This window comes from Enterobacter cloacae complex sp. 402C9 (assembly GCF_050030745.1).
Classification (GTDB): Bacteria; Pseudomonadota; Gammaproteobacteria; order Enterobacterales; family Enterobacteriaceae; genus Enterobacter; species Enterobacter intestinihominis.
This window is the reverse complement of sequence record NZ_JBLGUW010000001.1, coordinates 213,786-239,671: the sequence shown is the minus strand read 5'-3', so window position 1 is coordinate 239,671 and position 25,886 is coordinate 213,786. Positions and strand designations below refer to the sequence as shown.

The window sequence follows — 25,886 nt, the reverse complement described above, 5'->3', positions numbered from 1 at the left end:
AGTCAAACAGTGTGAAATGCTGCTGATGCCTTACAGCGCAAAAAGGCTGGTGACTAAAAAGTCACCAGCCATCAGCCTAATTACTTAGGCTGCAACCAGAAAAGTTGGCTTATTTAACTTCAACTTCAGCGCCAGCTTCTTCCAGAGATTTTTTCAGTGCTTCTGCGTCGTCTTTGCTCACGCCTTCTTTCAGCGCAGCTGGAGCAGATTCTACCAGGTCTTTAGCTTCTTTCAGACCCAGGCCAGTTGCGCCACGTACTGCTTTGATTACAGCAACTTTGTTCGCGCCAGCAGCTTTCAGAATTACGTCGAATTCAGTTTTTTCTTCAGCAGCTTCAGCCGGGCCCGCAGCTACAGCTACAGCAGCAGCAGCAGAAACACCGAATTTTTCTTCCATTGCAGAAACCAGCTCTACAACGTCCATTACGGACATAGCTGCTACTGCTTCAATGATTTGATCTTTAGTGATAGACATTTAAATTGTTCCTGAAAATCAGAATAAGTTTATACGTAAGCAAATGCTTTATAAAGATAACTGCGATTAAGCAGCTTCTTTCGCATCGCGTACAGCAGCCAGAGTGCGAACCAGTTTGCCAGCCGCAGCTTCTTTCATGGTTGCCATCAGGCGTGCAATTGCTTCTTCGTAGGTCGGCAGGGTGGCCAGGCGATCGATTTGCGATGCCGGGATCAACTCACCTTCAAAGGCTGCAGCTTTGACCTCAAATTTTGCATTCGCTTTCGCGAACTCTTTGAACAGACGAGCAGCAGCGCCCGGGTGTTCCATAGAGTATGCAATCAGGGTCGGACCAACAAACGTGTCTTTCAGGCACTCGAACTGAGTACCTTCAACTACGCGACGCAGCAGGGTGTTACGAACAACACGCATGTATACGCCAGCTTCACGACCTGCTTTACGCAGTTCAGTCATTTTGTCTACAGTAACGCCACGGGAATCCGCAACTACTGCAGACAGCGCGCCTTTGGCTACTTCGCTGACTTCAGCAACAATCGCTTGTTTGTCTTGAAGATTTAAAGCCATTAGCTTTGCTCCTGGATGTTTGCCGGAACTCATGTTCCGGAACTCACTTCACTCGACCCAACGGGAAGAGCGTCTTAATACGGTGAGCAGAAACAAGCCAGAGTATTTAAAATAATCTTAGCGTTCTGTCACCGTCTACGCAGGGGATTAAGTTTCTTGCGAAACACCTGCGGTCTTCGACGGAGGCCTGGATAGGCCAGGCTCCAACGAACAATTCTTTTAGCCGCTAACTTTTGTTAGCAAACGTGGGGGTAAGATTGTAGACAAAATCACCGCCCACGTAAAGGCATTAGTTTGCAGCAGCGCTCAGGCCAGCCTGGTCAACTGCAACACCTGCACCCATGGTGGTGGAGATACTAACTTTCTTGATGTACACGCCTTTCGCCTGAGTTGGTTTAGCTTTTTTCAGCGCAACCAGCAGAGCTTCCAGGTTTTCTTTCAGTTTGTCAGCGTCAAAGTCCACTTTACCGATGGTGGTGTGGATGATGCCGTTTTTGTCGTTACGGTAACGAACCTGACCTGCTTTAGCGTTCTTAACCGCTTCAGCAACGTTAGGAGTTACAGTACCCACTTTCGGGTTTGGCATCAGGCCGCGTGGACCCAGAACCTGGCCCAGCTGGCCAACAACGCGCATTGCATCTGGAGAAGCAATAACAACGTCAAAGTTCATTTCGCCTTTCTTGATCTGATCAGCCAGATCTTCCATACCTACCAGTTCAGCGCCGGCAGCTTTAGCCGCTTCAGCGTTTGCACCCTGAGCAAATACAGCTACGCGTACGGAACGGCCAGTACCGTGTGGCAGTACAGTTGCGCCACGAACGTTCTGATCGGATTTACGAGCGTCGATGCCCAGGTTAACGGCAACGTCAACGCTTTCAACGAACTTAGCAGTTGCCAGTTCTTTCAGCAGAGCGATAGCTTCGTTGATGTCGTACTGTTTGGTCGCATCAACTTTGTCACGGATCACGGACATGCGCTTGGTCAGTTTAGCCATTTCTTAGTCCTCCACTACCAGGCCCATGGAACGTGCAGTACCTTCAATGGAGCGAGTCATCGCTTCAATGTCGGAACCAGTCATGTCGGCAGCTTTGGTCTGCGCGATTTCCTGCAGCTGAGCGCGGGAAATTTTACCCACTTTGTCTTTGTTCGGCTTACCGGAACCAGACTTGATGCCCGCTGCTTTCTTCAGCAGAACTGCTGCTGGAGGGGTTTTGGTAACGAAAGTGAAAGAACGGTCAGCGTAAACAGTGATTACAACTGGGATTGGCAGACCTTTTTCCATGGATTCAGTTTTGGCGTTGAACGCTTTACAGAATTCCATGATGTTCACACCCTGCTGACCCAGAGCTGGACCAACTGGTGGACTTGGGTTCGCCATACCTGCTGCAACCTGCAGCTTGACGTAGGCTTGTACTTTCTTAGCCATTCTAAAATCCTCTGATTGGGTAATAACGCCTCGGAGAGGCTCCCCGTGAATAAAATTCGTTTTACGGGTCGGAACCCATAAAAACAAAAGGCGCGAAATTGTATTCCAATCTCGCGCCCTGTGCAACGATTAAATCGTCGCTTTTTTGATCGCTGCTTAGGCTTTTTCTACCTGAGCAAAGTCCAGCTCTACCGGGGTCGCACGACCAAAGATAGAAACGGAAACTTTCAGGCGGGACTTCTCGTAGTCCACTTCTTCGACGACGCCATTAAAGTCAGCAAACGGACCGTCGTTAACACGAACCATCTCACCCGGTTCAAACAGCGTTTTCGGACGCGGTTTATCACCCACCTGCTGGAGGCGGTTCATAATCGCATCAACTTCTTTGTCGCTGATTGGCGCCGGACGGTCAGATGTGCCGCCGATAAAGCCCATCACGCGTGGTACGCTGCGCACCAGGTGCCAGCTCGCGTCGTTCATCACCATCTGAACCAGCACGTAACCCGGGAAGAATTTACGCTCGCTTTTGCGACGTTGGCCGCCACGGATCTCAACCACTTCTTCGGTCGGAACCATAACTTCGCCAAATAACTCTTCCATATTGTGTAATTTGATATGCTCACGCAGCGACGTAGCTACGCGGCCTTCAAAACCGGAAAACGCCTGAACGACGTACCAGCGCTTTTTAGGGGCTTCAGACATCTCAGAACCTCAGGCCAGTGATAAAGGATACCAGGCGAACCAGAATACCATCCAGTCCCCACAGGATCAGTGACATTACAGCGGTTACCGCCGCTACAATCAGCGTGGTGTGCAATGTTTCCTGGCGAGTCGGCCAAATGACCTTGCGGACTTCGGTACGCGCTTCGCGGGCAAACGCAACGGTCGCTTTGCCTTTCGTCGTCAACAGCGCGACACCACCCGCCGCAGCAATCAGAATTACCACTGCAAGCGCGCGTAGCGGCAGCATCATGTCACGATAAAGATAGTTGCCGACAATCGCCACAATCAGCAGCACGGCTACAACTACCCATTTCATCGCTTCCAGGCCGCGCCCGCTCCCTTGAGCTTCGGTATTCGCACTCATAAACCAACCTGTCAGAAGTATTCTACAAACATTTTCACCCCGCGAGTGCGAGGCAAACCAATCGAAATGCTATTCGCTTTTCGTATTATACGCTCTCCGCAGAGCCTGTCTCAGCAATGATTATGACAAAATTAATCACTGATGAGCCAGGTTCTGATGTGAAAGCGTGCAAAAAGGGCATCAAATGATGCCCTTTTATTGCGCATTGCGTCAAATGTTATCAGCGATTAGCCGAGAACTTTAGCAACAACGCCCGCGCCAACGGTACGGCCGCCTTCACGGATTGCGAAACGCAGACCGTCGTCCATCGCGATTGGGTGGATCAGAGTCACAACCATCTTGATGTTGTCGCCTGGCATTACCATCTCTACGCCTTCTGGCAGTTCGATGGTACCGGTCACGTCAGTTGTACGGAAGTAGAACTGTGGACGGTAGCCTTTGAAGAACGGAGTATGACGGCCGCCTTCGTCTTTGGACAGAATGTACACTTCAGATTCGAACTTGGTGTGTGGCTTGATTGAGCCTGGCTTCGCCAGAACCTGACCACGTTCGATTTCTTCACGTTTGATACCACGCAGCAGAACACCAACGTTCTCACCAGCACGGCCTTCGTCCAGCAGTTTGCGGAACATTTCAACGCCAGTACAGGTAGACTTCGCAGTCTCTTTGATACCAACGATTTCAACTTCTTCACCAACTTTGATGATACCGCGCTCTACACGACCGGTAACAACGGTACCACGACCGGAGATGGAGAATACGTCTTCGATTGGCAGCAGGAATGGCTTGTCAATCGCACGCTCTGGTTCTGGGATGTAAGAATCCAGGAAGCCAGCCAGTTCGATGATTTTCGCTTCCCACTCTGCGTCGCCTTCCAGCGCTTTCAGCGCGGAACCACGAACGATTGGAGTATCGTCGCCTGGGAAATCGTACTGAGACAGCAGTTCACGAACTTCCATCTCTACCAGTTCCAGCAGCTCTTCGTCATCAACCATGTCGCATTTGTTCAGGAACACGATGATGAAAGGAACGCCTACCTGACGACCCAGCAGGATGTGCTCACGAGTCTGAGGCATAGGGCCGTCAGTCGCAGCAACAACCAGGATCGCGCCGTCCATCTGCGCAGCACCGGTGATCATGTTTTTGACATAGTCGGCGTGGCCTGGGCAGTCTACGTGTGCGTAGTGGCGAGTCGGGGTGTCATACTCAACGTGAGAGGTGTTGATGGTGATACCACGAGCTTTTTCTTCTGGTGCGTTATCGATCTGGTCGAAAGCACGAGCAGCACCGCCGTAGGTTTTAGCCAGTACGGTAGTGATTGCAGCGGTCAGCGTTGTTTTACCATGGTCAACGTGGCCGATAGTACCGACGTTAACGTGCGGTTTTGTACGTTCAAACTTTTCTTTAGACATCGATTGTCCCTCTAAGACACGGATAAATCGGTGATATCACCACATCAACCAGGCGAAAATGCCTGAACTGTTGAATACATTTACATTGAAACAGAGAGAAAGGGAGGGAGAAGTGAAGTGGTGCTGATACCCAGAGTCGAACTGGGGACCTCACCCTTACCAAGGGTGCGCTCTACCAACTGAGCCATATCAGCACGTATTGGAGCGGGCAGCGGGAATCGAACCCGCATCATCAGCTTGGAAGGCTGAGGTAATAGCCATTATACGATGCCCGCATCCTGAAACTCGGCTACCCAGTTCTTTCTGTAACAAAAAAAGAGATTTCTCTCTTTTCTGTTCGAGCTGGTCAATTTTTCCAACCAGCTCCGGCGGCGTTGACGCTGCCAGAAAGTGGTGGTGGGGGAAGGATTCGAACCTTCGAAGTCTGTGACGGCAGATTTACAGTCTGCTCCCTTTGGCCGCTCGGGAACCCCACCGGACTTGATGGTGCCGACTACCGGAATCGAACTGGTGACCTACTGATTACAAGTCAGTTGCTCTACCTACTGAGCTAAGTCGGCATCAAGTAGCGCGCATTCTATGGAGACCTGCGCAGTCATGCAACTAAAAAATTGCATAAAACGTTCTTTCGCTCACATTTTATTCGAAACCAGGGCTAACCGCTGTAAATTCATCCGCTCGTGATTAAAAATCCAACATGAACGCCTGATTTCGGCACGCTATAGCCCCGGGTGATGCCTGCCCGGTTAAGCATCGCTTTCCCATATTTTTTCTTATTATTCCTCTCATCTGGTGTTAACCTCCTGCCCATTGTCCAAAATTAACTATGTGATGAGCCCGCACCCGCCGTTTCGTGATGGTTCACAGAAGCATGCTTATGAGCAAAAAAGAGCAAACGTTAATGACGCCCTATCTTCAGTTTAACCGTAGCCAGTGGGCAGCCCTGCGTGACTCCGTCCCTATGACACTGACGGAAGGTGAAATCGCACGGCTAAAAGGGATAAACGAAGATCTCTCCCTGGAAGAGGTGGCAGAAATCTATCTCCCCCTCTCTCGCTTGCTTAACTTTTACATCAGCTCCAACTTGCGTCGTCAGGCCGTACTGGAACAGTTCCTCGGCACGAACGGTCAACGTATTCCTTATATCATCAGTATTGCGGGCAGCGTGGCAGTGGGTAAAAGTACCACCGCGCGCGTGCTACAGGCGCTGCTTAGCCGCTGGCCGGAACACCGCAGCGTGGAGCTGATCACCACCGACGGCTTCCTGCATCCCAATGAGGTGTTGAAAGAACGCGGCCTGATGAAGAAGAAGGGCTTCCCGCTCTCTTATGATATGCACCGCCTGGTAAAGTTTGTCTCTGATTTAAAATCGGGCGTGCCGAACGTTACCGCACCGGTCTACTCGCATCTGATCTACGACCGCATCCCGGATGGTGACAAAACGGTGGTGCAGCCCGACATCCTGATTCTGGAGGGCTTAAACGTACTGCAAAGCGGGATGGATTACCCTCACGATCCGCATCACGTGTTTGTCTCTGACTTCGTCGATTTCTCAATTTATGTGGATGCGCCTGAAGATCTGTTGCAACGCTGGTATATCAACCGCTTCCTGAAGTTCCGTGAAGGGGCGTTCACCGACCCGGATTCTTACTTCCACAACTACGCTCAGCTCTCTGAAGAAGAGGCTATCAACGTGGCGACCGGGCTGTGGAATGAGATCAACTACGTCAACCTCAAAGAGAACATCCTGCCGACGCGCGAACGTGCAAGCCTGATCCTCACCAAGAGTGAGAAACACGCCGTTGACCAGATTCGTTTACGGAAGTAGATCTCAGACGTAAAAAAAACCGGCTAATCGCCGGTTTTTTCCTTTATGCATGCGGCTTTTCGCCGTTTTCATCCTGATCGACCGCGAAGCAGGCCACCAGCTGTCCACCATAATCTTTCAGTTGTGGCTGCAACTGCGTACACGGACCGAAGCGGCGACGGCAGCGGGCGTTGAACGCACATCCCGGCGGCGGGTTAAGCGGGCTTGGTAACTCGCCGGTCAGCTTAATGCGCTCACGACGGTCATCCGGGTTCAGTCGCGGCGTCGCAGACAGTAGTGCCTGAGTATATGGATGACGCGGGTTATTAAAGATCTGATCTTTCGTCCCCTTCTCTACGCAGCGTCCCAGATACATCACCATCACCTCATCGGCAATGTGCTCAACCACAGACAGGTCATGGGAGATGAAAACGTACGACAGCCCAAGATCCTGCTGTAAATCCATCATCAGGTTCAGCACCTGCGCACGCACGGATACGTCGAGCGCCGAAACCGGTTCATCGGCAATCACCACGTCCGGGTCGAGCATCAGACCACGGGCGATGGCGATACGCTGACGTTGACCGCCAGAGAACATATGCGGATAGCGATCGTAATGCTCGGTTTTCAGGCCCACCTTCGCCATCATCGCCAGCGCTTTTTCACGACGCTGCTCTTTGCTCAGGTTGCTGTTGATCAGCAGCGGCTCTTCCAGAATCTGCCCCACTTTTTTTCGCGGGTTCAGCGAACCATACGGATTCTGGAACACAATCTGGATTTTCTGACGTCGCAGTTTCTGCGCCTGCGGATCGTGCTTGAGCAGATCCTGGCCCTGATAGTAAAGCTCGCCGCCAGTCGGAACTTCAATCATCGTTAACAGACGGCCCAGCGTGGACTTCCCACAGCCAGATTCCCCTACCACCGCCAGCGTTTTTCCGCGTTCGAGAGTAAAGGAGACACCATCCAGCGCTTTTACCAGGCGCTCAGGAGCAAAGAGGCCCTTCTTCACCGGGTAATGTTTTTTCAGGTCGATGGCCTGCAACAGCATTTGTTGCGTACTCATAGTGTTGGCCTCCCGGCATCATCGAGTGGGTAGTGGCATTTCGACTGACGTCCGCCAGCTAACAGGTTCAGCTCCGGCTCGTCGACGCGGCATTTATCCGTCGCATACGGGCAGCGCGGGTTAAGCAGACAGCCCTGAGGACGGTCATATTTACCCGGTACCACCCCCGGCAGCGAGGCCAGACGCGCTTTATCCTGCGCGAACTCCGGCAGCGCGCGCAGCAGCGCCTGCGTATAGGGATGACGCGGGGCCCGGAAGATATCGTGTGAACTCCCGGTCTCCACCACCTGGCCTGCATACATCACAATGATTTTGTGTGCCGCTTCAGCCACCAGCGCCAGATCGTGCGTAATCAGCACCAGCGCCATATTCTCTTTCTGCTGCAACTCCAGCAGTAGCTCAATAATTTGCGCCTGAATGGTCACGTCCAGCGCGGTTGTCGGTTCATCGGCAATCAGCAGTTTTGGACGACAGGCAATGGCCATCGCGATCATTACACGCTGACTCATCCCACCGGACAACTGGTGCGGATAAACGTCCAGACGCGATGCCGGATCGGGTATACCCACCTGCGTCAGCAGGTCAATAGCGCGCTGGCGACGGGTTTGCTTGTTACCGCCCTGGTGCACCTTAATGGCTTCCATAATCTGGAAACCCACGGTGTAACACGGGTTCAGACTGGTCATCGGGTCCTGGAAGATCATCGCCACTTCCGCTCCCACCAGTTGGCGGCGCTGTTTTTCGGAAATGCGCTGCAGATCCTGACCATTGAACTCCAGGCTTTCCGCCATTACGCGGCCGGGATAGTCAATCAGCCCCATGATTGCCAGTGAACTCACTGACTTACCGGAACCGGACTCCCCAACGATACCAACCACTTCGCCCTGATTTACGCTATAGCTGATGCGGTCCACAGCACGAAACGGTGTGCCTTCATCGCCGAAGTGCACCGATAATTTATCTACATTTAATAACGCCATCTCGTGCCTCTTACTGCTTCAGTTTGGGATCAAGTGCATCACGCAGACCATCACCCATCAGGTTAAATGCCAGCACCGTCAGCAGAATCGCCAGACCCGGGAAGGTGACGACCCACCAGGCGCTTTGCGCGAACTGCAACACGTCGGAGAGCATGGTGCCCCATTCCGGTGTTGGCGGCTGCGCACCCATGCCAAGGAAGCCAAGAGCGGCCATATCGAGAATGGCGTTAGAAAAACCGAGCGACGCCTGAACAATCAGCGGTGCAAGGCAGTTAGGAAGAATATTGACGAACATCTGGCGCATCGCCCCCGCACCCGCCACTCGAGATGCTGTCACATAATCGCGGTTCACCTCGACCAGCACGGCCGCACGGGTTAATCGGACATAGTGAGGAAGCGCAACGAACGTTAGCGCGAGCGCGGCATTGCCTATCGAAGGACCAAAGACCGCGACCAGCACCAGGGCCAGCAGAAGGCTTGGCAATGCCAGCATGATATCGACGATACGCATGATGACGTTATCAACGATGCCGCCGAAGTAGCCCGCCACCAGACCAAGCACAACGCCCATGATCAGCGACAACACCACCACGAGACAGCCAACCAGCAGAGAGAGGCGCGCACCGTACATCAGACGAGACAGCACATCGCGGCCAACGTCATCAGTACCGAGCAGGTGCGTCAGGCTACCACCTTCCTGCCAGGCCGGTGGCGCGAGCAGCGCATCACGGAACTGGTCCGCGGGGTTATACGGCGCAAGGAAGTTCGCAAACACCGCAATCAGGATCATAATGGAAACATACACCAGCCCGACGACCGCGCCTTTGTTGCGCTTGAAGTAGTGCCAGAATTCCTGCATCGGCGTCATTGGCACCGGTGCGGTAACCGCTTTATTTTGAGTAACTTGTGACATGATGGCCCCTTACTTCTTATGACGAATACGCGGGTTCACCACGCCGTACAGCAAATCGACCAGCAGGTTGACGAGGATAATCATCGTCGCGACCAGCAATACACCGCCCTGCACAACCGGATAGTCACGGCGTTGCAGCGCATCAATCAGCCAGCGTCCAAGGCCTGGCCAGGAGAAGATGGTTTCGGTCAGGATCGCCCCGGCCAGCAGCGTACCGACCTGCAAACCGATAACGGTCACCACCGGCAGCATGGCGTTACGCAGGGCATGAATGATGATGACGCGCATACGGGTCAGACCTTTAGCGCGGGCAGTCCGAATATAATCTTCGCCCAGCACTTCCAGCATGGAGGAACGAGTCATACGCACGATCACCGCAAGTGGGATGGTGCCCAGCACCATTGCAGGCAGGATCATGTGCGCAACCGCATCAATGAAGTTGCCCTCTTCGCCCCAGATCGCCGTATCAATCAGCATAAAGCCGGTTAACGGGTTGGTGTCGTCAAGGAAAACCATATCGCTGACACGTCCGGAGACCGGCGTCAGGTTCCACTGCACCGAGACCAGCATGATCAGCATCATGCCCCACCAGAAGATAGGCATGGAGTAGCCGGTCAGTGCCAGGCCAACGGCGGTGTGGTCGAAAATAGAGCCACGCTTAACGGCAGCCAGCACGCCGACGGGAATCCCCACCGCGGTCGCGAAGATCATGGCGCAGATGCCGAGTTCCAGCGTCGCCTGGAAACGCGGCACGAACTCGTCCCACACCGGAAGACGGCTTTTCAGTGAAATCCCTAAATCGCCGTGTAATACGCCCCAGATGTAGTGGAGGTACTGCTGCCACATCGGCTTATCAAGGCCGAGTTCAGCCAGCAGTTGCGCATGACGTTCAGGGGAGATACCACGCTCGCCCGCCATAATCATCACCGGATCACCCGGGATCATATGGACGAAGGCAAAAGTGAGAAGGGTGATACCGATAAACGTCGGGATAACCAGTCCCAGACGTCGGAGGATGAACTGCAACATAACCCGGATTCTCTCTGATGACGCACGCTCAGTAGCGTGACGTCTGTATTGCTCACAAATGTAAATTCCCTCTCCCTTCGGGAGAGGGTTAGGGTGAGGGGATGCATGCACGCCCCTCACCCCTGCCCTCTCCCACAGGGAGAGGGAGAACACCCTACTTATTATTCAACAGACACGTTTTCGAAGTGGTGTTTGCCCAGTGGATCGACCACGTAGCCCTTCACTTCTTTACGCACTGGCTCGTACACGGTGGAGTGAGCAACAATCAGCGCCGGAGCCTGATCGTGCATGACAACCTGCGCTTGCTTGTACAGTTCGATACGTTTGTTGTGATCATCGGTCGCACGCGCCGGCTGGATCAGGTCTTCAAACGGCTTGTAGCACCAGCGAGAGTAGTTGGAACCGTCTTTCGCTGCCGCACAGCTGAACAGGGTCGCGAAGAAGTTGTCCGGATCCCCGTTGTCGCCGGTCCAGCCCATCATGACCGCCTGGTGTTCGCCCGCTTTGGCGCGTTTCAGGTACTCGCCCCACTCGTAGGTCACAATTTTGGCCTGTACGCCAATCTTCGCCCAGTCAGCCTGAACCATTTCCGCCATACGACGTGCGTTCGGGTTGTAAGGACGCTGTACCGGCATCGCCCACAGCTCAACGGTGAAACCTTTATCCTGGCCCGCTTCTTTCAGCAGCGCTTTCGCTTTCTCAGGATCGTAGGTGTAGTCCTTAATGTCGTCGTTATAGCCCCACATGGTTGGTGGGATCAGGTTCTTGGCCGCAACGCCAGCGCCCTGGTAAACGGCTTTGATGATCGCTTCTTTGTTCACCGCGTAGGTCAGCGCCTGACGCACTTTCACGTCATCGAACGGTTTCTTCTCGGTGTTGAAGGAGAGATAACCCACGTTCAGGCCCGCCTGCTCCATCAGGTTGATATTTTTGTCCTGCTTCATGCGCGCGATGTCAGCCGGGTTTGGATACGGCATCACCTGACATTCGTTTTTCTGCAATTTTGCGTAACGCACGGATGCGTCAGGCGTGATGGAGAAGACCAGACGGTCGATCTGCGGCTTGGTGCCCCAGTAGCCCGGGAAGGCTTTATACAGAATACGGGAATCTTTCTGGTACTGAAGCAGCTGGAACGGGCCGGTACCGATTGGGTTCAGGTCCACTTTTTCCGGCGTGCCGGCTTTCAGCATGTTGTCCGCGTACTCTTTAGAGAGAATAGAGGCGAAGTCCATCGCCAGGTCAGCGAGGAATGGCGCTTCCGGACGCGTCAGCACAAACTGAACGGTTTTATCGTCCACTTTTTTCACTTCAGCAATCAGGTCTGGCAGACCCATCCCTTCGAAGTATTCATAGCTGCCGCCAGACACTTTATGGTACGGGTTCTGGGCATTTTTTTGACGGTCGAAGGAGAACACTACGTCGTCGGCGTTAAAGTCGCGCGTAGGTTTGAATTCTTTGCTGTCCTGCCACTTCACGCCCTGACGCAGGTGGAAGGTATAGGTTTTACCGTCTTCGCTGATATCCCACTTTTCAGCCAGGCCAGGAATCACTTCCGTGGTACCGGTTTTAAATTCAACCAGACGGTTATAGATCGGTACAGAGCTTGCGTCGTAAGTCGTACCAGAGGTAAAGAGCTGTGGGTTAAAGCCTTCCGGAGAGCCTTCAGAACAGTAAACCAGGGTTTTTGCCTGTACGCTTGCTGCGACGGTCATGGCCACCAGGCTCAGACCAAGCTTCAGCATCCCTGACTTCTTCAAGGAAATACTCATTATTGTGCTCCAATGTGATGTTTTGCTTTGTTGTGTTACGCCGCCTGACCTTTATTTATTTTTTACCCGGTCCGGTCGGTGATGCCCGAGGGCGTTAAAAGGGATAGAGAATCCTTTCAGAAGAGCGTTTGAGTTGCAGCGCAGATCCTCCCTGAAATGCCCCTCGTGCCCTACAATCTGTCAACAGAATGTGAAAACGTCAATACAGGTGGCGGGGATTTACGTGGAGTGTGAGAAACCGCAAACAAAGATTAAAAAAACTCTGAATGCCAGTTTTCAGCAGAGAAATTTATGCTACTCGCCATGTTGCAGCACAAACCCCTCCCTATTTCGCAACACCCAGTGATTAAGTTTTATTCAGAATGGGTAAATTTTCTTACAGAATGGTGATTATCTGAGCACTAAATACCGCGAACGTTAAAACGCACAGCGAAAAATGCTGAGGTTATCCATAAGCAACGCGAAAAAAGATCAAACTATATATAAAAAAATACAATGGATTATGTCACAAAACCGCAAGCAGGCAGGGGGAAGCAGGGCTAAGGGGTATTTTGAGGACTCGGGTGGGGTAACGCGTTAATGCAAAAAGGGCTAACCTTGCGGTTAGCCCTTTTTAGAATGTGGTCGGCGAGAGAGGATTCGAACCTCCGACCCACTGGTCCCAAACCAGTTGCGCTACCAAGCTGCGCTACTCGCCGAATGCGGAGCACATCTTACTGCTGAGGTGCGCCCTCGTCAATCCCTTATTTTCAAAAAGCCATTCAACTGGCGATATTCTCGCCAGACCAGCTACTGCGCGGCTTTTGTGGTGTTATCAGGGAGTTTACACCAGTTGTTGTTTTCGTTAATCCCACCGTTCGGTGAGGTATAGCCGAGACAGCCCATAATAGTGTCGTACAGCTCAACGTGACGGCGCGGTACCTTAATCTCTGCCTGCTGTTTCAGGTGGGCAAACATTTTGGCTTTGTCCGGGTTTTCCAGATACTTGTCCGACATCCACATGATCATCGGCACGCGGAACTGCTCTGGTGGCGCCAGCTTACGCGGCGTACCGTGTAAATGCTCTTTCTCGTTGATGGACTCGCCGTGGTCGGCCGCGTAGATCACAATCGCTTTCTTATCGCGAAGCTGGTCAATCACCCGGCTGAGGAAGGTATCCACATACAGAATCGAGTTATCATAGGCATTTATCAACTCCTGCTTGCTACAGTTCTTGTTAATGCCGACGCACTCAGGCGTCCATTTGGCGAAATCGCGCGTGTAACGCTGATAGTAGCTGTAGTGTGACCCTTTGGTATGCAGAACAATAAGGTGCTTACCCTGCGGATGGTTTTTCAGCGACTGTTCCATTTCAGAGAGCAGCAGCATGTCATCAACGTTCTTTCCGCGGTTACGCGGCTCGGCGCCAATCTGCTCGCGGTAGGCGATGTTATCCGCCATGGTGTTGGTGTAGAACCACATCTCACTTTGCATGGCGAACAGATCGGAGCTAAATCCAAGCTGCTTCAGAACAGCAAATACGTTTTGCTCTTTGAGAGTGCGCTGAGGGTTATCACTCGCACCGCCCTCGCGAACAAACATACAGCGCAACGAGAGCTTCGTGGCGGTATCGCAGGAGTAGCCGCGGTATGCCACCAGATTCTTTTCCTGCGCCAGTTTCGGGGTGGTATCGCGGTCATAACCGAGAATACCCATATGATCCCAGCGCGTCGTTTCGCCGATAACGAAGACCACGTAAGTATCATCCAGCCCGTCAGCCGGAGCCTGGTAGGTGAACTTTTTGGTTGGGTTAATCAGCGATTTCACATCGCTGGATTCGTCCGCCTGAGCCCAGGCATAAAGACCTAACGCCGACAGCCAGTTAGACGGCAGGTACGAGTTAGCCACCACGCCGCCGTAGCTTGGCATATCCACGCCTGTCGCTTTTTCGATCCGTTTTTGCTGCTTTTCCATCAGGCGAATAGGCGCCCATACCAGCAGACCCGCCAGAAGAACGACGGCGACGTTGCGGATGCGCTGTCCCCGGGTACGCAACTGGCGTAACAGGGTGTAGCGACAGGTGTTACTCCAGATAAAGAAGAGCGGGATCAGGCAGGTCAGAATCGTCCACAGGATGAACCCTTGACCCACCACCTCTTTCGAGAGGTCGATGTCCGTGGTCATCACCGAGGCCACAATACCGTAGCCAATGACCACGTTCATGAATGTCATGTAATAGCTTGCGGCGGCGGAGATAATCACCACCAGCGAGGCCAGAATTTGCCATGTACGACGGCCAAAGAGAGAGAGCAGGCGTAACAGGAAGAAGGTCGCCAGAATTGAGCCAAACACTTCAATCGCGGCAAAAATTCCATTTCTTACAGTGAGGTGTTCGAAATAACCTTCCACTCGTCTGAACAGCACCGCGCCATTCAGAAACAAACCGATATAGACAGCCAGCATCAGACACAATCTTTGCTGGGTAAGAGACCTAATATATTTCATGCAAACAACCCTGGGGGAAGGGGTATAAAAAACCCGCCGAATCTCAGTGAGAAAGCTGACAGAGTAAGTAGATGCGAGAGAAACCGTTATCAGAAACGTCTACAAGCGCGATAAGTAGACCACAGCAGGGAAGAAAAGTGGCAGCAGAGAATGTGAATCGATGAAGATTTTTACAAAATAGCAAGTCCGGAAGCGATTTAGAAATAAATAAAAGAGGCCCAGCGGCCTCTTTTCATCGCATCATACATGCGCTTCTTTATACAGTTCGCGCTGCGGCTGACGGATCGTGGTGGACAGCGCCAGCGAAATAATCAGCAAAGCGAATATCACGCAGAAGGTCACGTAGAAGCCGCCAAACAGCGAGGCAATCAGTGAACCGCAAATACTGCCGATACCGAAGCCGAGATAAATGACGCCGTAGTTTTTCGCCAGGTTGTTCAGGCCGAAGAACTCGCTCACCAGTGACGGGAAGACGGTAATAGTGCCGCCAAAGTTAAAGGCTACGCAGGCAATTGCTGCAAAGAATGTCGCCTCGTTCAGCGGAGCGAACAGCAGTGCTGCCATACCCACCAGGGAGATGACCTGCCCCAGTGTAATCACACGGATACGGGCGATTTTGTCAGACAGGATACCCAGTACCAGACGACCCGAGAGGTTAGCGATGGAGATGACCGTTACCGCGTTCGCCGCCGTCGCCGCGTCCAGTTTTACCATCCCCTGCGCGATATCTTTCGCCACACCGATGACATACAGACCGCTCATGCAGGCCGTCAGGAACATCACCGCCAGCATCCAGTACTGCGGCTTACGCATGGACTGAGCGAGGGTGAAATCGTTCTCCACCACGCCGTTAACGGTTTTCACTTCCTGCTGCGGCGCATCTTTCATCAGCGTGGCGCCGAAAAGGATCATTACCAGCACAATCACGCCCCAGATCATAAAGGTTTTCTCAAGCCCCACCGAGGCCAGCAGATGGGAGTCAATGAATTTGAACCCCAGGCTGCCCAGGCCATATGAACCAATGGCAAACGCGGAGATAAGCCCTTTACGCTCCGGGAACCACTTCACGCAGTTAGACAGCGTCAGCAGATAACCTGCGCCGTCCGCCAGACCCACCAGCACCCCGGCGCTTAGCCACAGCATCATCAGGTTGTTTGAATGTGCCGTCAGGAAGAAGCCCACGCCCAGCAGGATCCCGGAGGCCATGGTTACGCGCTTCACGCCGAAGCGCTCCTGAAGTTTGCCCGCCACGGAAGAGGAAATCGCTAATCCAAGGCTCAGCAAGCCGAAGGAGAATGCCACCTGGCTTATCGGTGCGCCGAGCTTATCGGACAGGGCGCTGTTAAACAGGCTCCAGGTATAGACCGAGCCCAGTGCGAACTGGGTAACGATGGTGCCGAAAAGCGTCAGCCAACGCGTGCGGTTATAAGTTGATGTGTTCATGGCAGTGTCCTGCAAGAGAAATTAAGGAAGTTCGCTGAGGACACGATAAACAAAACCCCAAAACGCCAGGGGTAAAACGGCATGAAATGCAGGAGATACGGAATGAAATGCCTGGAAGCGGGAATGAATGACCTTGCCGGAAAAGAAAACGCTTAAAGGTGAGTGACCACTATCACCACAGCCCGCGCCGTTATTGTATTAAATATGTTACCGCAGCGTTTAAAAAAGTAACAACCCTAAAATTTGGCGCTTAAGCCCAGGGTGTACAAATATTCTTCCTCCGACTGCTGGTTGTAGCTGATCTTCGCCCAGGGATGTAAATCACCATACTGCGTATCAACGCGCCACCCCAACGAGTTCACGCTGGCATGCCAGAGGGGATCGGTAAGCGGCTGCGTGGTAGTTACCTCACCAAATGCATTCACCGTTGCAGGGGGAGCGCCATCAGTGCGCCACGCCATGACGGGGCCGGTGGTAAAATGTCCCGCCACGGGAAAATTCCAGCCAACGCTCAGAACGGTTTCCGCATCTGAACCGGATGGGTCGTTCAGGGCAAAGCCCGCAGCATTCTGCGAATGGTTGATACGCTCCGCGAGAATATCTTCATAACGAGGTTGGTGATCGGCGTCCCATGTATAGCGTTCCGTCGTATTACTTTGTGCATCTGAAACGATATATTCCTGTTGCCACGCAAAAGCGGTGTTACATATAAGCAGGCAGGCTGAGACACCCACCAGGCCAGAAGCAGCATGGCAACCACTGATTTTTTTTAACATCATCAAAGCGACTCCAGAAAGAGCCGAGTTCGGCGATATATGTCATTGTTCGAAGAGGTATTAGGGCGTATAGCCCTGTATTAACTATTGTCTCTTTAGCAAACACGTCAAGCCGGGCAGATTGAAATTTTTGCGTTTACCGTATCAGGAAGGGAGATGACCTATGCAACGTTGCGGCTGGGTAAGCCAGGATCAGCTTTATATCGATTATCACGACAAGGAATGGGGCGTGCCGGAAACCGACGGTAAAAAACTGTTTGAAATGATTTGCCTTGAAGGCCAGCAGGCCGGGCTGTCGTGGATCACCGTTCTGAAAAAGCGTGAGAACTATCGCAAGGCCTTCCACCATTTCGATCCGGTTGCGGTGGCCGCCATGACCGACGAAGACGTGGAAAGGCTGGTTCTGGATACCGGTATCATCCGCCATTGCGGTAAAATTCAGGCCATTATTGGTAACGCGCGTGCTTATCTGGCGATGGAGCAAAACGGCGAACCCTTCTCAGCTTTTGTCTGGTCGTTTGTGGATAACGAGCCGAAGGTGACGCAGGCCGCCACGCTTGCAGAGATCCCAACGTCTACCCCCGCCTCAGATGCCCTGTCAAAAGCGCTGAAAAAACGCGGCTTTAAGTTTGTGGGCACCACCATCTGCTACTCCTTTATGCAGGCCTGCGGGCTCGTCAATGACCACATTAAGGGCTGCTTCTGCCACCCGGAGGGCCACCATGATCCGCAAATGGCAAAGTGAGGATACCGCTCCGCTTTTGAGTCTGTGGCTGGAGAGCACCACCGAGGCGCATCCGTTTATCGACGCAAGTTACTGGCAAGCGAATGAAGCGGTAGTGCGGGATGATTACCTTCCCGCCGCCGAGACCTGGGTCTGGGAGGAAAACGGTACCCTGTGCGGTTTTATCAGCGTCATGCAGTTCCAGTTCGTGGGGGCGTTGTTTGTCGCCCCGGCGTTCATCGGAAGGGGGATCGGGCGTGCGCTGCTGAACTATGTTCAGCAGCACTACCCGTATTTAACCCTGGAGGTGTATCAGAAAAACGTGCGGGCGGTGAATTTCTATCATGCTCAGGGTTTTCGCATCGAAGACAGCGCCTGGCAGGATGATACCCAACACCCGACGTGGATCATGAGCTGGCAGGCGGATCAAATGCCGTAAGGGGAAGCGCCGGCCCCTCATATTTCTCCACCCATGCCAGCGCCGTATTCCCCGCACAGCCGTTCCCCAGCTTCGAGCTGGGGAGATCTTTGGTCAGCACGTTTACGGCGCCGTTCTTACAAATACCGCCCTCGTCCAGCGCCAGATCCGGCCATGCTCCCTGATGAATGCAGAACACGCCTGGGCGGATCCCTTCACTCACCACGGCGCCAGCCAGCACCTGCCCGCGTGCATTCCAGACGCGAACGAGATCGCCGTCGTTAATCCCCCGCGACTTTGCATCGTCGCTATTCAGCGCGATCGGCTCACGACCCGCCACCGCATACTGCTCGCGCAGAGCCGAATAGTTGAGCTGGCTGTGCAGACGATGGGCAGGATGGGCAGACAGCAGCTGAAGCTGCCCCGGCTGCGCATTGCCATGCCATTCGTCCGGCTCCAGCCACGCCGGGTGCGGCGGGCAGTCCGCGTAGCCAAAGCTGGCGATGCGCTCGCTGTGGATCACAATCTTCCCGCTTTCGGTTTTTAACGGGTTATTCTCCGGATCGCGACGGAAGTCAGCAAAGCGCACAAACCGCGCGTTCTGCTCGCTTTCCGGCATTTCGAAGAGTTGATTCGCTTCCCAGAATTCAGAAAATGGCGGCAGCGTCACGCCCTGCGCAGCCCCGCGCTGGCAGGCAATCTGGTAAAACGTTTCCAGCCATTGCAGATCCGTTTTGCCCTCGGTGAAACGCTCCCGTCCGCCCGCTTCCCATAATTCACTCAGGTCAGCAAAGACGTCATAATCATCCCGCGCTTCATCCCGGGGAGCCACGACGCGCTTCATCGGTACCATATGCTGGTTGCTGTAATCCCCCGTCATGGTGAGATCGTTACGCTCGAACGAGGTCGTGGCGGGCAAAACGATATCGGCATGTTTCGCTGACGCGGTCCAGAAGCACTCCGAGATCACCACCAGCTCCGGTTTCTGCCAGGCGCGGATCAGGCGGTTGGTATCCTGGTGATGGGTGAAGTTGGCCCCACCCGCCCACCAGACAAACTTAATATCCGGGAAATGGCGATCCTGACCGTTGTGCTGATAAAACCCGCCGGGGTTCTCCAGAGCTTCAACAATGCGTGCCACCGGAATTTTATCCACAGCGTCCACGCCACCCTGCACCGAGCCCTGCATGGACGCCAGCACCGCCGCTTTACGCGTCGGGTTGCCGCCGTTGGCAAAGTGATAGGAAAGGCCAAAACCGCCGCCGGGTGTGCCAATCTGCCCAAGCATCGCGGCGAGCGTCACCAGCATCCAGTGCTTCTGCTCGCCAAACTGCTGGCGCTGCATCCCCCATCCGGACATGAGCATCGTGACATTGCTATGGAATAACGCTGCCAGTTCGCGGATTTTAGCGGCATCAACGCCGCAAATCGCCGCAGCCCACTCTGCGGTTTTGGCGATACCATCGGTTTTGCCCGTCAGATAGTCGGCAAATTTATCGAACCCCGTTGTGCAGCGCGTCAGAAATTCCGTGTCGTGCCAGCCGTTCTCCACCAGGGTGTGGGCGATACCCAGCATCATCGCCACGTCGGTGCCCATATGCGGCGCGATCCACTCGGCGCTGTCGCCGAAGAAATCAAGCGTTTCAGAACGCATCGGATCGATACAGATGATGCGCTTGCCGCTTTTGCGCAGCGCATCGAAGTAGGAAACGCCCTGCTCGTCGGACGCATTCCAGGCAATTTTAAGGGTATTGAGCGGGTTGGCGCTCCACAGCACCACCACCTCTGTATGCTCCAGCACCAGCGGCCAGCTGGTCTGCTGCTGATAAACCTCATTCCCGCCCACGACATACGGCATGATCGCCTGCGCCGCACCGGTCGAGTAATCACCCAGATGGCCGGTATATCCTCCGGCCAGGCTCATATAGCGTTGCAGCAGGGTTGCGGCCTTATGCAGCACGCCGTTTGAGCGCCAGCCATAGGAGCCGGCAAAAATGGACGACGGGCCATAGCTGTCGCGGATGCGTTTATGCTGCGTATGGATCAGCGCCAGGGCATCGTCCCAGCTCACGCGCACGAACTCATCCTGCCCGCGAATACCTTGCGGTTTATCCGGTGACGCCAGAAAGCCTTTACGCACCATCGGCCAGCGTACGCGGGTTTTGCTATGTACCTGATCGCGAACGACGGTCTGTAAAGAGTTGAGATGGCGCGAAGGCAAAGCCCCGCGAGACGACAGCACGGTGTCGCCATCGGTTTCGACCAGCATCGGCCCCCAGTGGGCGGCGGTCAGAATGGTTTTTGTTGAGGTGCTCAAAGCGTGCGCTCCTGGTTGCGTGCAGGTATGACGGCCTTTCATTGAGGCAGTTTATCGTTTGTGACAAATTTCAGAGTTATACACTGAATTTTCTCCGTATTCGGACGTCATAATCCACTGCCACGTCCGTCGTGGCAAAGAATAAAAAGGATTAAGGAAATAAGATGAAAAAACGCGTACTCGTTATTGCCGCTCTGGTGAGCGGTGCACTGGCTGTTTCAGGCTGCACAACCAACCCTTACACCGGCGAACGCGAAGCGGGTAAATCCGGCATTGGCGCGGGTATTGGTTCCCTGGTGGGCGCTGGCGTTGGTGCACTCTCCTCCTCCAAGAAAGATCGCGGTAAAGGTGCGCTGATTGGCGCAGCGGCAGGCGCAGCCCTGGGCGGCGGCGTGGGTTATTACATGGATGTGCAGGAAGCAAAACTCCGTGACAAAATGAAAGGTACAGGCGTGAGCGTGACGCGCAGCGGTGACAACATCATCCTGAACATGCCAAACAACGTGACCTTTGACAGCAGCAGCGCGACGCTGAAACCCGCAGGCGCGAACACCCTGACCGGCGTGGCCGCGGTGCTGAAAGAGTACAACAAAACTGCCGTGAACGTGATTGGCTACACCGACAGTACCGGCAGCCAGGATCTGAACATGCGTCTGTCGCAGCAGCGTGCCGATTCCGTGGCCAGCTCGCTGATCACCCAGGGCGTAGAAGCGAACCGCATCCGCACCAGCGGCATGGGTCCGGCTAACCCGATCGCCAGCAACAGCACGGCGGAAGGCAAAGCGCAGAACCGCCGCGTTGAGATTACGTTGAGCCCTGTGCAGTAGGTAAAAGCAAAACGGCAACCCCGTTGCCATTTTTAGTGTTTGCGCCCTCTCCCGTGGGAGAGGGTTGGGGTGAGGGCATCAGACCGCCACCCGGCAAATTGCTTGATTCGTCAGATTTTCCCGCTAAGGTATTCTCACTAATTTCAGGGAAATCAGCGATGAGCAAACCAACCCGGGCCACCATCAGCGACGTGGCGAAAGCCGCCAAAACCGGTAAAACCAGCATTTCACGCTACCTCAACGGCGAGAAACACCTGCTTTCCGATGCACTGCTGGCGCGAATTGAACAGGCCATTGCCGATCTCGACTACCGTCCCAGCCTGATGGCGCGCGGCCTCAAGCGGGGTCGTACCCGTCTGATTGGCCTCATCATCGCCGATATCACCAACCCTTACTCCGTTAACGTCCTCAGCGGCATTGAGGCGGCGTGCCGTGAGAAAGGCTTTACCCCGCTGGTCTGTAACACCAATAACGAAGTTGATCAGGAGTTGCACTACCTCGATCTGCTGCGCAGCTATCAGGTGGAAGGGATCGTGGTCAATGCCGTCGGGATGCGCGAAGAGGGACTGAATCGCCTGCAACAATCGTCGCTGCCGATGGTGCTTATTGACCGCAAAATCCCGGAATTTGCCTGCGATGTGGTCGGGCTGGATAACACCCAGGCGGCCACCACTGCCACCGAACATCTGATTGAACAGGGTTTCGAAGCCATTTTGTTCCTGAGCGAACCGCTGGGTATGGTTAACACCCGCCGCGACCGCCTGGCTGCATTTCGTGCCACGCTGGCGCGTTATCCCGGTGTGATCGCCGAAAATGCCGAAATCTCCCTCCATGAAGCCGGTCAGCTGGATAATACCCTGTGCCAGTTCCATACCCGCCATCGGGGTATGCGCAAAGCGGTGATCTCCGCGAACGGGGCGCTGACGCTTCAGGTTGCCCGCTCGCTTAAACGCATTGGCCTGCACTGGGGCAGCGACATCGGCTTACTCGGCTTTGATGAACTGGAGTGGGCTGAACTTGCTGGCGTAGGCATTACCACCCTCAAACAACCCACCTGGCAGATCGGCTATGCCGCGGTTGAACAAGTGGTTCGCCGCATTGAAGGCACCCGCGACGCCGTACGCGAGCAGGTTTTTTCTGGCGAGCTGATCGTTCGCGGCTCTACTGCCCGTTAATTTCCCCTTCGTGACAGCGATCATAAATTCAGCATCCCGATCTTTTCTTTGGAACCGGTTCCATCTAGCGTAATACTATCGATTACGCCCTGGAGTCAGGAAATGAGCAGGAAAATTATGGTGGTCACCGCCGCGTATGGCGCGGATCAGGTGCGACAAGCAGGCGGTCAACGGGCGATGCTTCCCGTTATTGCCGGCGCAGGGGCTGATGGCGTTGAAATCCGCCGTGAGCTCTTCAGCAGCGACGAGTTAATGGCCCTGCCTGCGCTCGGCGAGTCCATTGAACTGCTGGGTTTACTGGCGTGCTACTCCGCCCCGGCCCCCCTGTTTATGCCCGATGGAACCCTCAACCCGGATCTTCCGCGCTACCTTAGCGAAGCCAGCACCCTGAACGCCCTGTGGCTTAAAGTCTCGCTGGGCCATTTCAGCGACAAACAACCGCTTGAAGCCCTGCGCGTACTGCTGGATGAAAGCGGCATGACGCTGGTGGTGGAAAACGACCAGACCGACTGCGGTCAGCTCGCTCCGATGCAGCGCTTCAAAGCCGCCTGCCGGGTAATGGCGCTGCCGGTCACGCTGACGTTCGATATGGGCAACTGGCTGTGGGTTGGCGACTCCCCGGAAGAGGCTGCACGTCAGTTGGCTCCCGCCGTGAGCTACATTCATGTGAAGGCCGCGGTCCCGCATAAGGCGCAATTCCGCGCCGTCGCGCCGGATCAGACCGATTCTCGCTGGCGGGATCTGCTTAATCAACTCCCTGCCGATGCGCCACGCGGTATCGAATTTCCGCTGGAAGGGACGGATCTCACCGCCGTCACCCGCCATTACGTCAACCTGCTGCGCGAGGAGTAAACCATGCACAAGACGCTGGATGTCATCACCATCGGCGAGGCCATGGCGATGTTTGTCGCCACCGAAACAGGCGAGCTGAGCGCAGTGGAGCACTTTATCAAACGCGTTGCAGGTGCTGAGCTGAATGTTGCTACCGGCCTTGCGCGGCTGGGGCTGAATGTTGGCTGGGTAAGCCGCGTGGGAAATGACAGCTTTGGCCATTTCGTACTCGACTCGCTGAAAAAAGAGGGCATTGATGCCGCAGGCGTGACTCTCGACGGACGCTTCCCGACGGGCTTTCAGCTGAAATCTAAAGTTGAAAATGGAACCGATCCCATCGTGGAGTATTTCCGTAAAGGCTCAGCGGCAAGCCATCTCTCCGTGGATGATTATCACGCCGCGTATTTCTCCTCTGCGCGCCACCTGCACCTGAGCGGCGTGGCGGCGGCGCTCTCGGCCAGTTCGTACGATTTACTCGATCATGCCGCTTCGGCAATGAAAGCGCAGGGCAAAACGATCTCCTTTGATCCAAACCTGCGTCCGGTGCTGTGGAAAAGCGAAGCGGAGATGGTTGAGAAACTCAACCGACTGGCGTTTCAGGCGGACTGGGTACTGCCGGGGGTAAAAGAGGGAATGATCCTCACTGGCGAGAGCACGCCGGAAGGCATTGCTGATTTTTACCTCAACAAAGGAGTAAAAGCCGTGGTGCTGAAAACCGGTGCTGACGGTGCATGGTTCAAAACTGCCGACGGCGAGCAAGGCGCCGTCGCTGCGGTAAAAGTCGATAACGTGGTCGATACCGTGGGTGCGGGCGATGGGTTTGCCGTCGGGGTCATCAGCGCCCTGCTGGAGGGCAAACCGCTGTCGCAGGCCGTGGCGCGAGGCAACAAAATTGGTTCGCTGGCGATTCAGGTGCAGGGCGACAGCGAAGGATTACCAACACGAGCAGAGCTCGGAGTCTGAATTCCCTCTCCCTGTGGGAGAGGGCCAGGGTGAGGGCAGCAATCCGCACCAGATAATTAAGCCACCGTGTACCCTACAGACAACGGCGGCAACAACCTCAACAACAGAGGCAAGCCTATGAACAGTTCGACCAATGCAGTAAAACGCTGGTGGTACATCATGCCAATCGTGTTTATCACGTACAGCCTGGCGTACCTGGATCGTGCCAACTTCAGTTTTGCATCCGCCGCCGGGATCAACGAAGACCTCGGGATCACCAAAGGGGTCTCCTCCCTGCTGGGCGCCCTCTTCTTCCTGGGTTATTTCTTCTTCCAGATCCCCGGCGCGATTTACGCTGAACGCCGCAGCGTGCGAAAGCTCATTTTCATCTGCCTGATCTTATGGGGTGCATGTGCATCGCTGACTGGCGTGGTGAATAATATTCCTGCTCTGGCGGCTATTCGCTTTATTCTCGGCGTGGTTGAGGCGGCCGTCATGCCAGCAATGCTGATTTACATCAGCAACTGGTTCACAAAATCTGAGCGTTCACGTGCCAATACGTTCCTGATACTCGGTAACCCGGTCACCGTGCTGTGGATGTCGGTGGTTTCCGGCTATCTGATCCAGTCCTTCGGCTGGCGCGAGATGTTCATCATCGAAGGGGTTCCCGCGATTATCTGGGCCTTCTGCTGGTGGGTGCTGGTGAAAGATAAGCCAGCCCAGGCAAAATGGCTTTCTGAAGACGAAAAAGCCGCACTCCAGGCGCAGCTGGATAAAGAGCAGCAGGGGCTGAAAGCGGTACGTAACTACGGCGAAGCCTTCCGCTCCCGGAACGTTATTCTACTGTGCGCACAGTATTTTACCTGGAGTATTGGCGTGTACGGCTTTGTTCTGTGGCTGCCGTCGATTATCCGCAGCGGCGGTGAAAACCTTGGCATGGTGGAAGTGGGCTGGCTGTCATCAGTGCCTTACCTGGCTGCAACCATCGCGATGATTATCGTCTCCTGGGCATCGGACAAGCTGCAAAACCGTAAGCTGTTCGTCTGGCCACTCCTGCTGATCGCTGCTTTTGCCTTCATTGGTTCCTGGGCCGTAGGCGCGAACCACTTCTGGGCCTCGTATACGCTGCTGGTGATTGCGGGTGCGGCCATGTATGCCCCGTATGGTCCGTTCTTTGCCATCATCCCGGAAATGCTGCCGCGTAACGTCGCAGGGGGCGCGATGGCGCTGATCAACAGTATGGGTGCGCTGGGTTCGTTCTTTGGCTCGTGGTTTGTGGGCTATCTGAACGGCGCCACCGGCAGCCCTTCAGCTTCTTACATCTTTATGGGGGTGGCGCTTTTTGCCTCGGTATGGCTTACTCTGATCGTTAAGCCTGCTAATAATCAACAGCTACCCGTCGGCGCACGCCACGCCTGAATCCT

At 54.4% G+C, this 25,886-nt stretch carries 24 protein-coding genes and 5 tRNA genes; 8 read left to right on the top strand and 21 right to left on the bottom strand.

From position 1 onward, the window contains the following. Positions 1-109: 109 nt before the first annotated feature. The 11 genes from rplL to ACQG1K_RS01165 all read right to left on the bottom strand — a co-directional run bounded on the left by rplL (position 110) and on the right by ACQG1K_RS01165 (position 5,524). Positions 110-475, bottom strand: a complete 366-nt coding sequence (gene rplL, locus ACQG1K_RS01215) for a 50S ribosomal protein L7/L12 (RefSeq protein ID WP_002445276.1) — start codon at positions 473-475, stop codon at positions 110-112. A 66-nt stretch (positions 476-541) separates the two neighbouring features. Next, positions 542-1,039 (bottom strand): 50S ribosomal protein L10, encoded by a 498-nt coding sequence (rplJ, locus tag ACQG1K_RS01210; RefSeq protein WP_003862338.1) that lies wholly within the window; start codon positions 1,037-1,039, stop codon positions 542-544. 289 nt (positions 1,040-1,328) lie between these two features. After that, positions 1,329-2,033, bottom strand: a complete 705-nt coding sequence (gene rplA / locus ACQG1K_RS01205; RefSeq protein ID WP_006810530.1) for a 50S ribosomal protein L1 — start codon at positions 2,031-2,033, stop codon at positions 1,329-1,331. A 3-nt stretch (positions 2,034-2,036) separates the two neighbouring features. Next, a complete protein-coding gene (gene rplK / locus ACQG1K_RS01200) occupies positions 2,037-2,465 on the bottom strand; it encodes a 50S ribosomal protein L11 (protein WP_003862340.1) in 429 nt (142 codons plus the stop codon). A 156-nt stretch (positions 2,466-2,621) separates the two neighbouring features. Beyond that, positions 2,622-3,167 (bottom strand): transcription termination/antitermination protein NusG, encoded by a 546-nt coding sequence (gene nusG, locus ACQG1K_RS01195; protein WP_003862341.1) that lies wholly within the window; start codon positions 3,165-3,167, stop codon positions 2,622-2,624. Position 3,168: 1 nt separating this feature from the next. Next, positions 3,169-3,552 carry a preprotein translocase subunit SecE gene (gene secE, locus ACQG1K_RS01190; RefSeq protein ID WP_003862342.1) on the bottom strand — a complete coding sequence of 128 codons (384 nt, stop codon included), beginning with the start codon at positions 3,550-3,552 and terminating at the stop codon, positions 3,169-3,171. 227 nt (positions 3,553-3,779) lie between these two features. Then, positions 3,780-4,964 (bottom strand): elongation factor Tu, encoded by a 1,185-nt coding sequence (gene tuf, locus ACQG1K_RS01185; protein WP_022646700.1) that lies wholly within the window; start codon positions 4,962-4,964, stop codon positions 3,780-3,782. 118 nt (positions 4,965-5,082) lie between these two features. Next, a tRNA-Thr gene (locus ACQG1K_RS01180) sits at positions 5,083-5,158 on the bottom strand. Positions 5,159-5,164: 6 nt separating this feature from the next. After that, positions 5,165-5,239 (bottom strand) — tRNA-Gly (locus ACQG1K_RS01175). Between the two features lie 116 nt (positions 5,240-5,355). Further along, a tRNA-Tyr gene (locus ACQG1K_RS01170) sits at positions 5,356-5,440 on the bottom strand. Between the two features lie 8 nt (positions 5,441-5,448). Beyond that, positions 5,449-5,524: transfer RNA gene (locus ACQG1K_RS01165), tRNA-Thr, on the bottom strand. Positions 5,525-5,841: 317 nt separating this feature from the next. On the opposite strand from ACQG1K_RS01165, the gene coaA reads away from it, so the two are divergent. Beyond that, the gene (gene coaA, locus ACQG1K_RS01160; RefSeq protein WP_032622068.1) at positions 5,842-6,792 is read left to right on the top strand and encodes a type I pantothenate kinase; all 951 of its coding nucleotides are present in this window, start codon (positions 5,842-5,844) and stop codon (positions 6,790-6,792) included. Positions 6,793-6,835: 43 nt separating this feature from the next. Here coaA and dppF read toward each other — a convergent pair whose 3' ends face one another. The 9 genes from dppF to ACQG1K_RS01115 form a co-directional block, all read right to left on the bottom strand. Continuing rightward, a complete protein-coding gene (gene dppF, locus ACQG1K_RS01155) occupies positions 6,836-7,834 on the bottom strand; it encodes a dipeptide ABC transporter ATP-binding subunit DppF (RefSeq protein WP_022646698.1) in 999 nt (332 codons plus the stop codon). After that, positions 7,831-8,814 (bottom strand): dipeptide ABC transporter ATP-binding protein, encoded by a 984-nt coding sequence (dppD, locus tag ACQG1K_RS01150; RefSeq protein ID WP_063146913.1) that lies wholly within the window; start codon positions 8,812-8,814, stop codon positions 7,831-7,833. The genes dppF and dppD overlap by 4 nt, the downstream gene beginning before the upstream one ends. 10 nt (positions 8,815-8,824) lie before the next feature. After that, positions 8,825-9,727 carry a dipeptide ABC transporter permease DppC gene (gene dppC / locus ACQG1K_RS01145; protein WP_022646697.1) on the bottom strand — a complete coding sequence of 301 codons (903 nt, stop codon included), beginning with the start codon at positions 9,725-9,727 and terminating at the stop codon, positions 8,825-8,827. A gap of 9 nt (positions 9,728-9,736) precedes the next feature. After that, positions 9,737-10,756 carry a dipeptide ABC transporter permease DppB gene (gene dppB / locus ACQG1K_RS01140; protein WP_022646696.1) on the bottom strand — a complete coding sequence of 340 codons (1,020 nt, stop codon included), beginning with the start codon at positions 10,754-10,756 and terminating at the stop codon, positions 9,737-9,739. A gap of 161 nt (positions 10,757-10,917) precedes the next feature. After that, a complete protein-coding gene (gene dppA, locus ACQG1K_RS01135; protein ID WP_022646695.1) occupies positions 10,918-12,525 on the bottom strand; it encodes a dipeptide ABC transporter periplasmic-binding protein DppA in 1,608 nt (535 codons plus the stop codon). Between the two features lie 621 nt (positions 12,526-13,146). After that, a tRNA-Pro gene (locus ACQG1K_RS01130) sits at positions 13,147-13,223 on the bottom strand. A gap of 91 nt (positions 13,224-13,314) precedes the next feature. After that, complete coding sequence (gene eptB, locus ACQG1K_RS01125) at positions 13,315-15,009, bottom strand: kdo(2)-lipid A phosphoethanolamine 7''-transferase (protein ID WP_022646694.1); 1,695 nt, start codon at positions 15,007-15,009, stop codon at positions 13,315-13,317. A gap of 240 nt (positions 15,010-15,249) precedes the next feature. Beyond that, positions 15,250-16,452, bottom strand: a complete 1,203-nt coding sequence (locus ACQG1K_RS01120; RefSeq protein WP_023299065.1) for an L-lactate MFS transporter — start codon at positions 16,450-16,452, stop codon at positions 15,250-15,252. A gap of 236 nt (positions 16,453-16,688) precedes the next feature. Then, a complete protein-coding gene (locus ACQG1K_RS01115; RefSeq protein WP_367075611.1) occupies positions 16,689-17,231 on the bottom strand; it encodes a lipase in 543 nt (180 codons plus the stop codon). Between the two features lie 160 nt (positions 17,232-17,391). On the opposite strand from ACQG1K_RS01115, the gene tag reads away from it, so the two are divergent. Then, positions 17,392-17,973 carry a DNA-3-methyladenine glycosylase I gene (gene tag / locus ACQG1K_RS01110; RefSeq protein WP_032626511.1) on the top strand — a complete coding sequence of 194 codons (582 nt, stop codon included), beginning with the start codon at positions 17,392-17,394 and terminating at the stop codon, positions 17,971-17,973. Beyond that, positions 17,951-18,391: an N-acetyltransferase gene (locus ACQG1K_RS01105; RefSeq protein ID WP_022646690.1), complete on the top strand. Its 441-nt coding sequence runs from the start codon at positions 17,951-17,953 to the stop codon at positions 18,389-18,391. Before tag ends, ACQG1K_RS01105 begins: the two co-directional genes overlap by 23 nt. Here ACQG1K_RS01105 and ACQG1K_RS01100 read toward each other — a convergent pair. Further along, positions 18,360-20,729: a molybdopterin guanine dinucleotide-containing S/N-oxide reductase gene (locus ACQG1K_RS01100; protein ID WP_367075608.1), complete on the bottom strand. Its 2,370-nt coding sequence runs from the start codon at positions 20,727-20,729 to the stop codon at positions 18,360-18,362. The genes ACQG1K_RS01105 and ACQG1K_RS01100 overlap by 32 nt on opposite strands. Positions 20,730-20,851: 122 nt before the next feature. On the opposite strand from ACQG1K_RS01100, the gene ACQG1K_RS01095 reads away from it, so the two are divergent. From ACQG1K_RS01095 to ACQG1K_RS01075, 5 genes are all read left to right on the top strand, one after another. Then, positions 20,852-21,514 (top strand): OmpA family lipoprotein, encoded by a 663-nt coding sequence (locus tag ACQG1K_RS01095; protein ID WP_022646688.1) that lies wholly within the window; start codon positions 20,852-20,854, stop codon positions 21,512-21,514. Between the two features lie 158 nt (positions 21,515-21,672). Beyond that, positions 21,673-22,689, top strand: a complete 1,017-nt coding sequence (locus ACQG1K_RS01090; RefSeq protein WP_367075606.1) for a LacI family DNA-binding transcriptional regulator — start codon at positions 21,673-21,675, stop codon at positions 22,687-22,689. 102 nt (positions 22,690-22,791) lie between these two features. Next, positions 22,792-23,541, top strand: coding sequence for a sugar phosphate isomerase/epimerase family protein (locus ACQG1K_RS01085; protein ID WP_023305240.1), 750 nt, complete (start codon positions 22,792-22,794; stop codon positions 23,539-23,541). Between the two features lie 3 nt (positions 23,542-23,544). After that, positions 23,545-24,483, top strand: a complete 939-nt coding sequence (locus tag ACQG1K_RS01080; RefSeq protein ID WP_063850214.1) for a sugar kinase — start codon at positions 23,545-23,547, stop codon at positions 24,481-24,483. A gap of 117 nt (positions 24,484-24,600) precedes the next feature. Beyond that, positions 24,601-25,881, top strand: coding sequence for an MFS transporter (locus ACQG1K_RS01075; RefSeq protein WP_001089079.1), 1,281 nt, complete (start codon positions 24,601-24,603; stop codon positions 25,879-25,881). Positions 25,882-25,886: the final 5 nt, after the last annotated feature.

Bases quoted from the DNA above. Each gene is read 5' to 3' on its own strand.
- ACQG1K_RS01100 (WP_367075608.1), bottom strand. From the start codon at position 20,729: ATGAAAGGCCGTCATACCTGCACGCAACCAGGAGCGCACGCTTTGAGC.
- dppD (WP_063146913.1), bottom strand. From the start codon at position 8,814: ATGGCGTTATTAAATGTAGATAAATTATCGGTGCACTTCGGCGATGAA.
- dppB (WP_022646696.1), bottom strand. From the start codon at position 10,756: ATGTTGCAGTTCATCCTCCGACGTCTGGGACTGGTTATCCCGACGTTT.
- secE (WP_003862342.1), bottom strand. From the start codon at position 3,552: ATGAGTGCGAATACCGAAGCTCAAGGGAGCGGGCGCGGCCTGGAAGCG.
- tuf (WP_022646700.1), bottom strand. From the start codon at position 4,964: ATGTCTAAAGAAAAGTTTGAACGTACAAAACCGCACGTTAACGTCGGT.
- ACQG1K_RS01075 (WP_001089079.1), top strand. From the start codon at position 24,601: ATGAACAGTTCGACCAATGCAGTAAAACGCTGGTGGTACATCATGCCA.
- ACQG1K_RS01115 (WP_367075611.1), bottom strand. From the start codon at position 17,231: ATGATGTTAAAAAAAATCAGTGGTTGCCATGCTGCTTCTGGCCTGGTG.
- ACQG1K_RS01105 (WP_022646690.1), top strand. From the start codon at position 17,951: ATGATCCGCAAATGGCAAAGTGAGGATACCGCTCCGCTTTTGAGTCTG.
- rplA (WP_006810530.1), bottom strand. From the start codon at position 2,033: ATGGCTAAACTGACCAAGCGCATGTCCGTGATCCGTGACAAAGTTGAT.
- coaA (WP_032622068.1), top strand. From the start codon at position 5,842: ATGAGCAAAAAAGAGCAAACGTTAATGACGCCCTATCTTCAGTTTAAC.
- ACQG1K_RS01090 (WP_367075606.1), top strand. From the start codon at position 21,673: ATGAGCAAACCAACCCGGGCCACCATCAGCGACGTGGCGAAAGCCGCC.
- ACQG1K_RS01085 (WP_023305240.1), top strand. From the start codon at position 22,792: ATGAGCAGGAAAATTATGGTGGTCACCGCCGCGTATGGCGCGGATCAG.
- ACQG1K_RS01095 (WP_022646688.1), top strand. From the start codon at position 20,852: ATGAAAAAACGCGTACTCGTTATTGCCGCTCTGGTGAGCGGTGCACTG.
- ACQG1K_RS01080 (WP_063850214.1), top strand. From the start codon at position 23,545: ATGCACAAGACGCTGGATGTCATCACCATCGGCGAGGCCATGGCGATG.
- tag (WP_032626511.1), top strand. From the start codon at position 17,392: ATGCAACGTTGCGGCTGGGTAAGCCAGGATCAGCTTTATATCGATTAT.
- nusG (WP_003862341.1), bottom strand. From the start codon at position 3,167: ATGTCTGAAGCCCCTAAAAAGCGCTGGTACGTCGTTCAGGCGTTTTCC.
- rplK (WP_003862340.1), bottom strand. From the start codon at position 2,465: ATGGCTAAGAAAGTACAAGCCTACGTCAAGCTGCAGGTTGCAGCAGGT.
- eptB (WP_022646694.1), bottom strand. From the start codon at position 15,009: ATGAAATATATTAGGTCTCTTACCCAGCAAAGATTGTGTCTGATGCTG.
- dppC (WP_022646697.1), bottom strand. From the start codon at position 9,727: ATGTCACAAGTTACTCAAAATAAAGCGGTTACCGCACCGGTGCCAATG.
- dppF (WP_022646698.1), bottom strand. From the start codon at position 7,834: ATGAGTACGCAACAAATGCTGTTGCAGGCCATCGACCTGAAAAAACAT.
- rplJ (WP_003862338.1), bottom strand. From the start codon at position 1,039: ATGGCTTTAAATCTTCAAGACAAACAAGCGATTGTTGCTGAAGTCAGC.
- ACQG1K_RS01120 (WP_023299065.1), bottom strand. From the start codon at position 16,452: ATGAACACATCAACTTATAACCGCACGCGTTGGCTGACGCTTTTCGGC.
- dppA (WP_022646695.1), bottom strand. From the start codon at position 12,525: ATGAGTATTTCCTTGAAGAAGTCAGGGATGCTGAAGCTTGGTCTGAGC.
- rplL (WP_002445276.1), bottom strand. From the start codon at position 475: ATGTCTATCACTAAAGATCAAATCATTGAAGCAGTAGCAGCTATGTCC.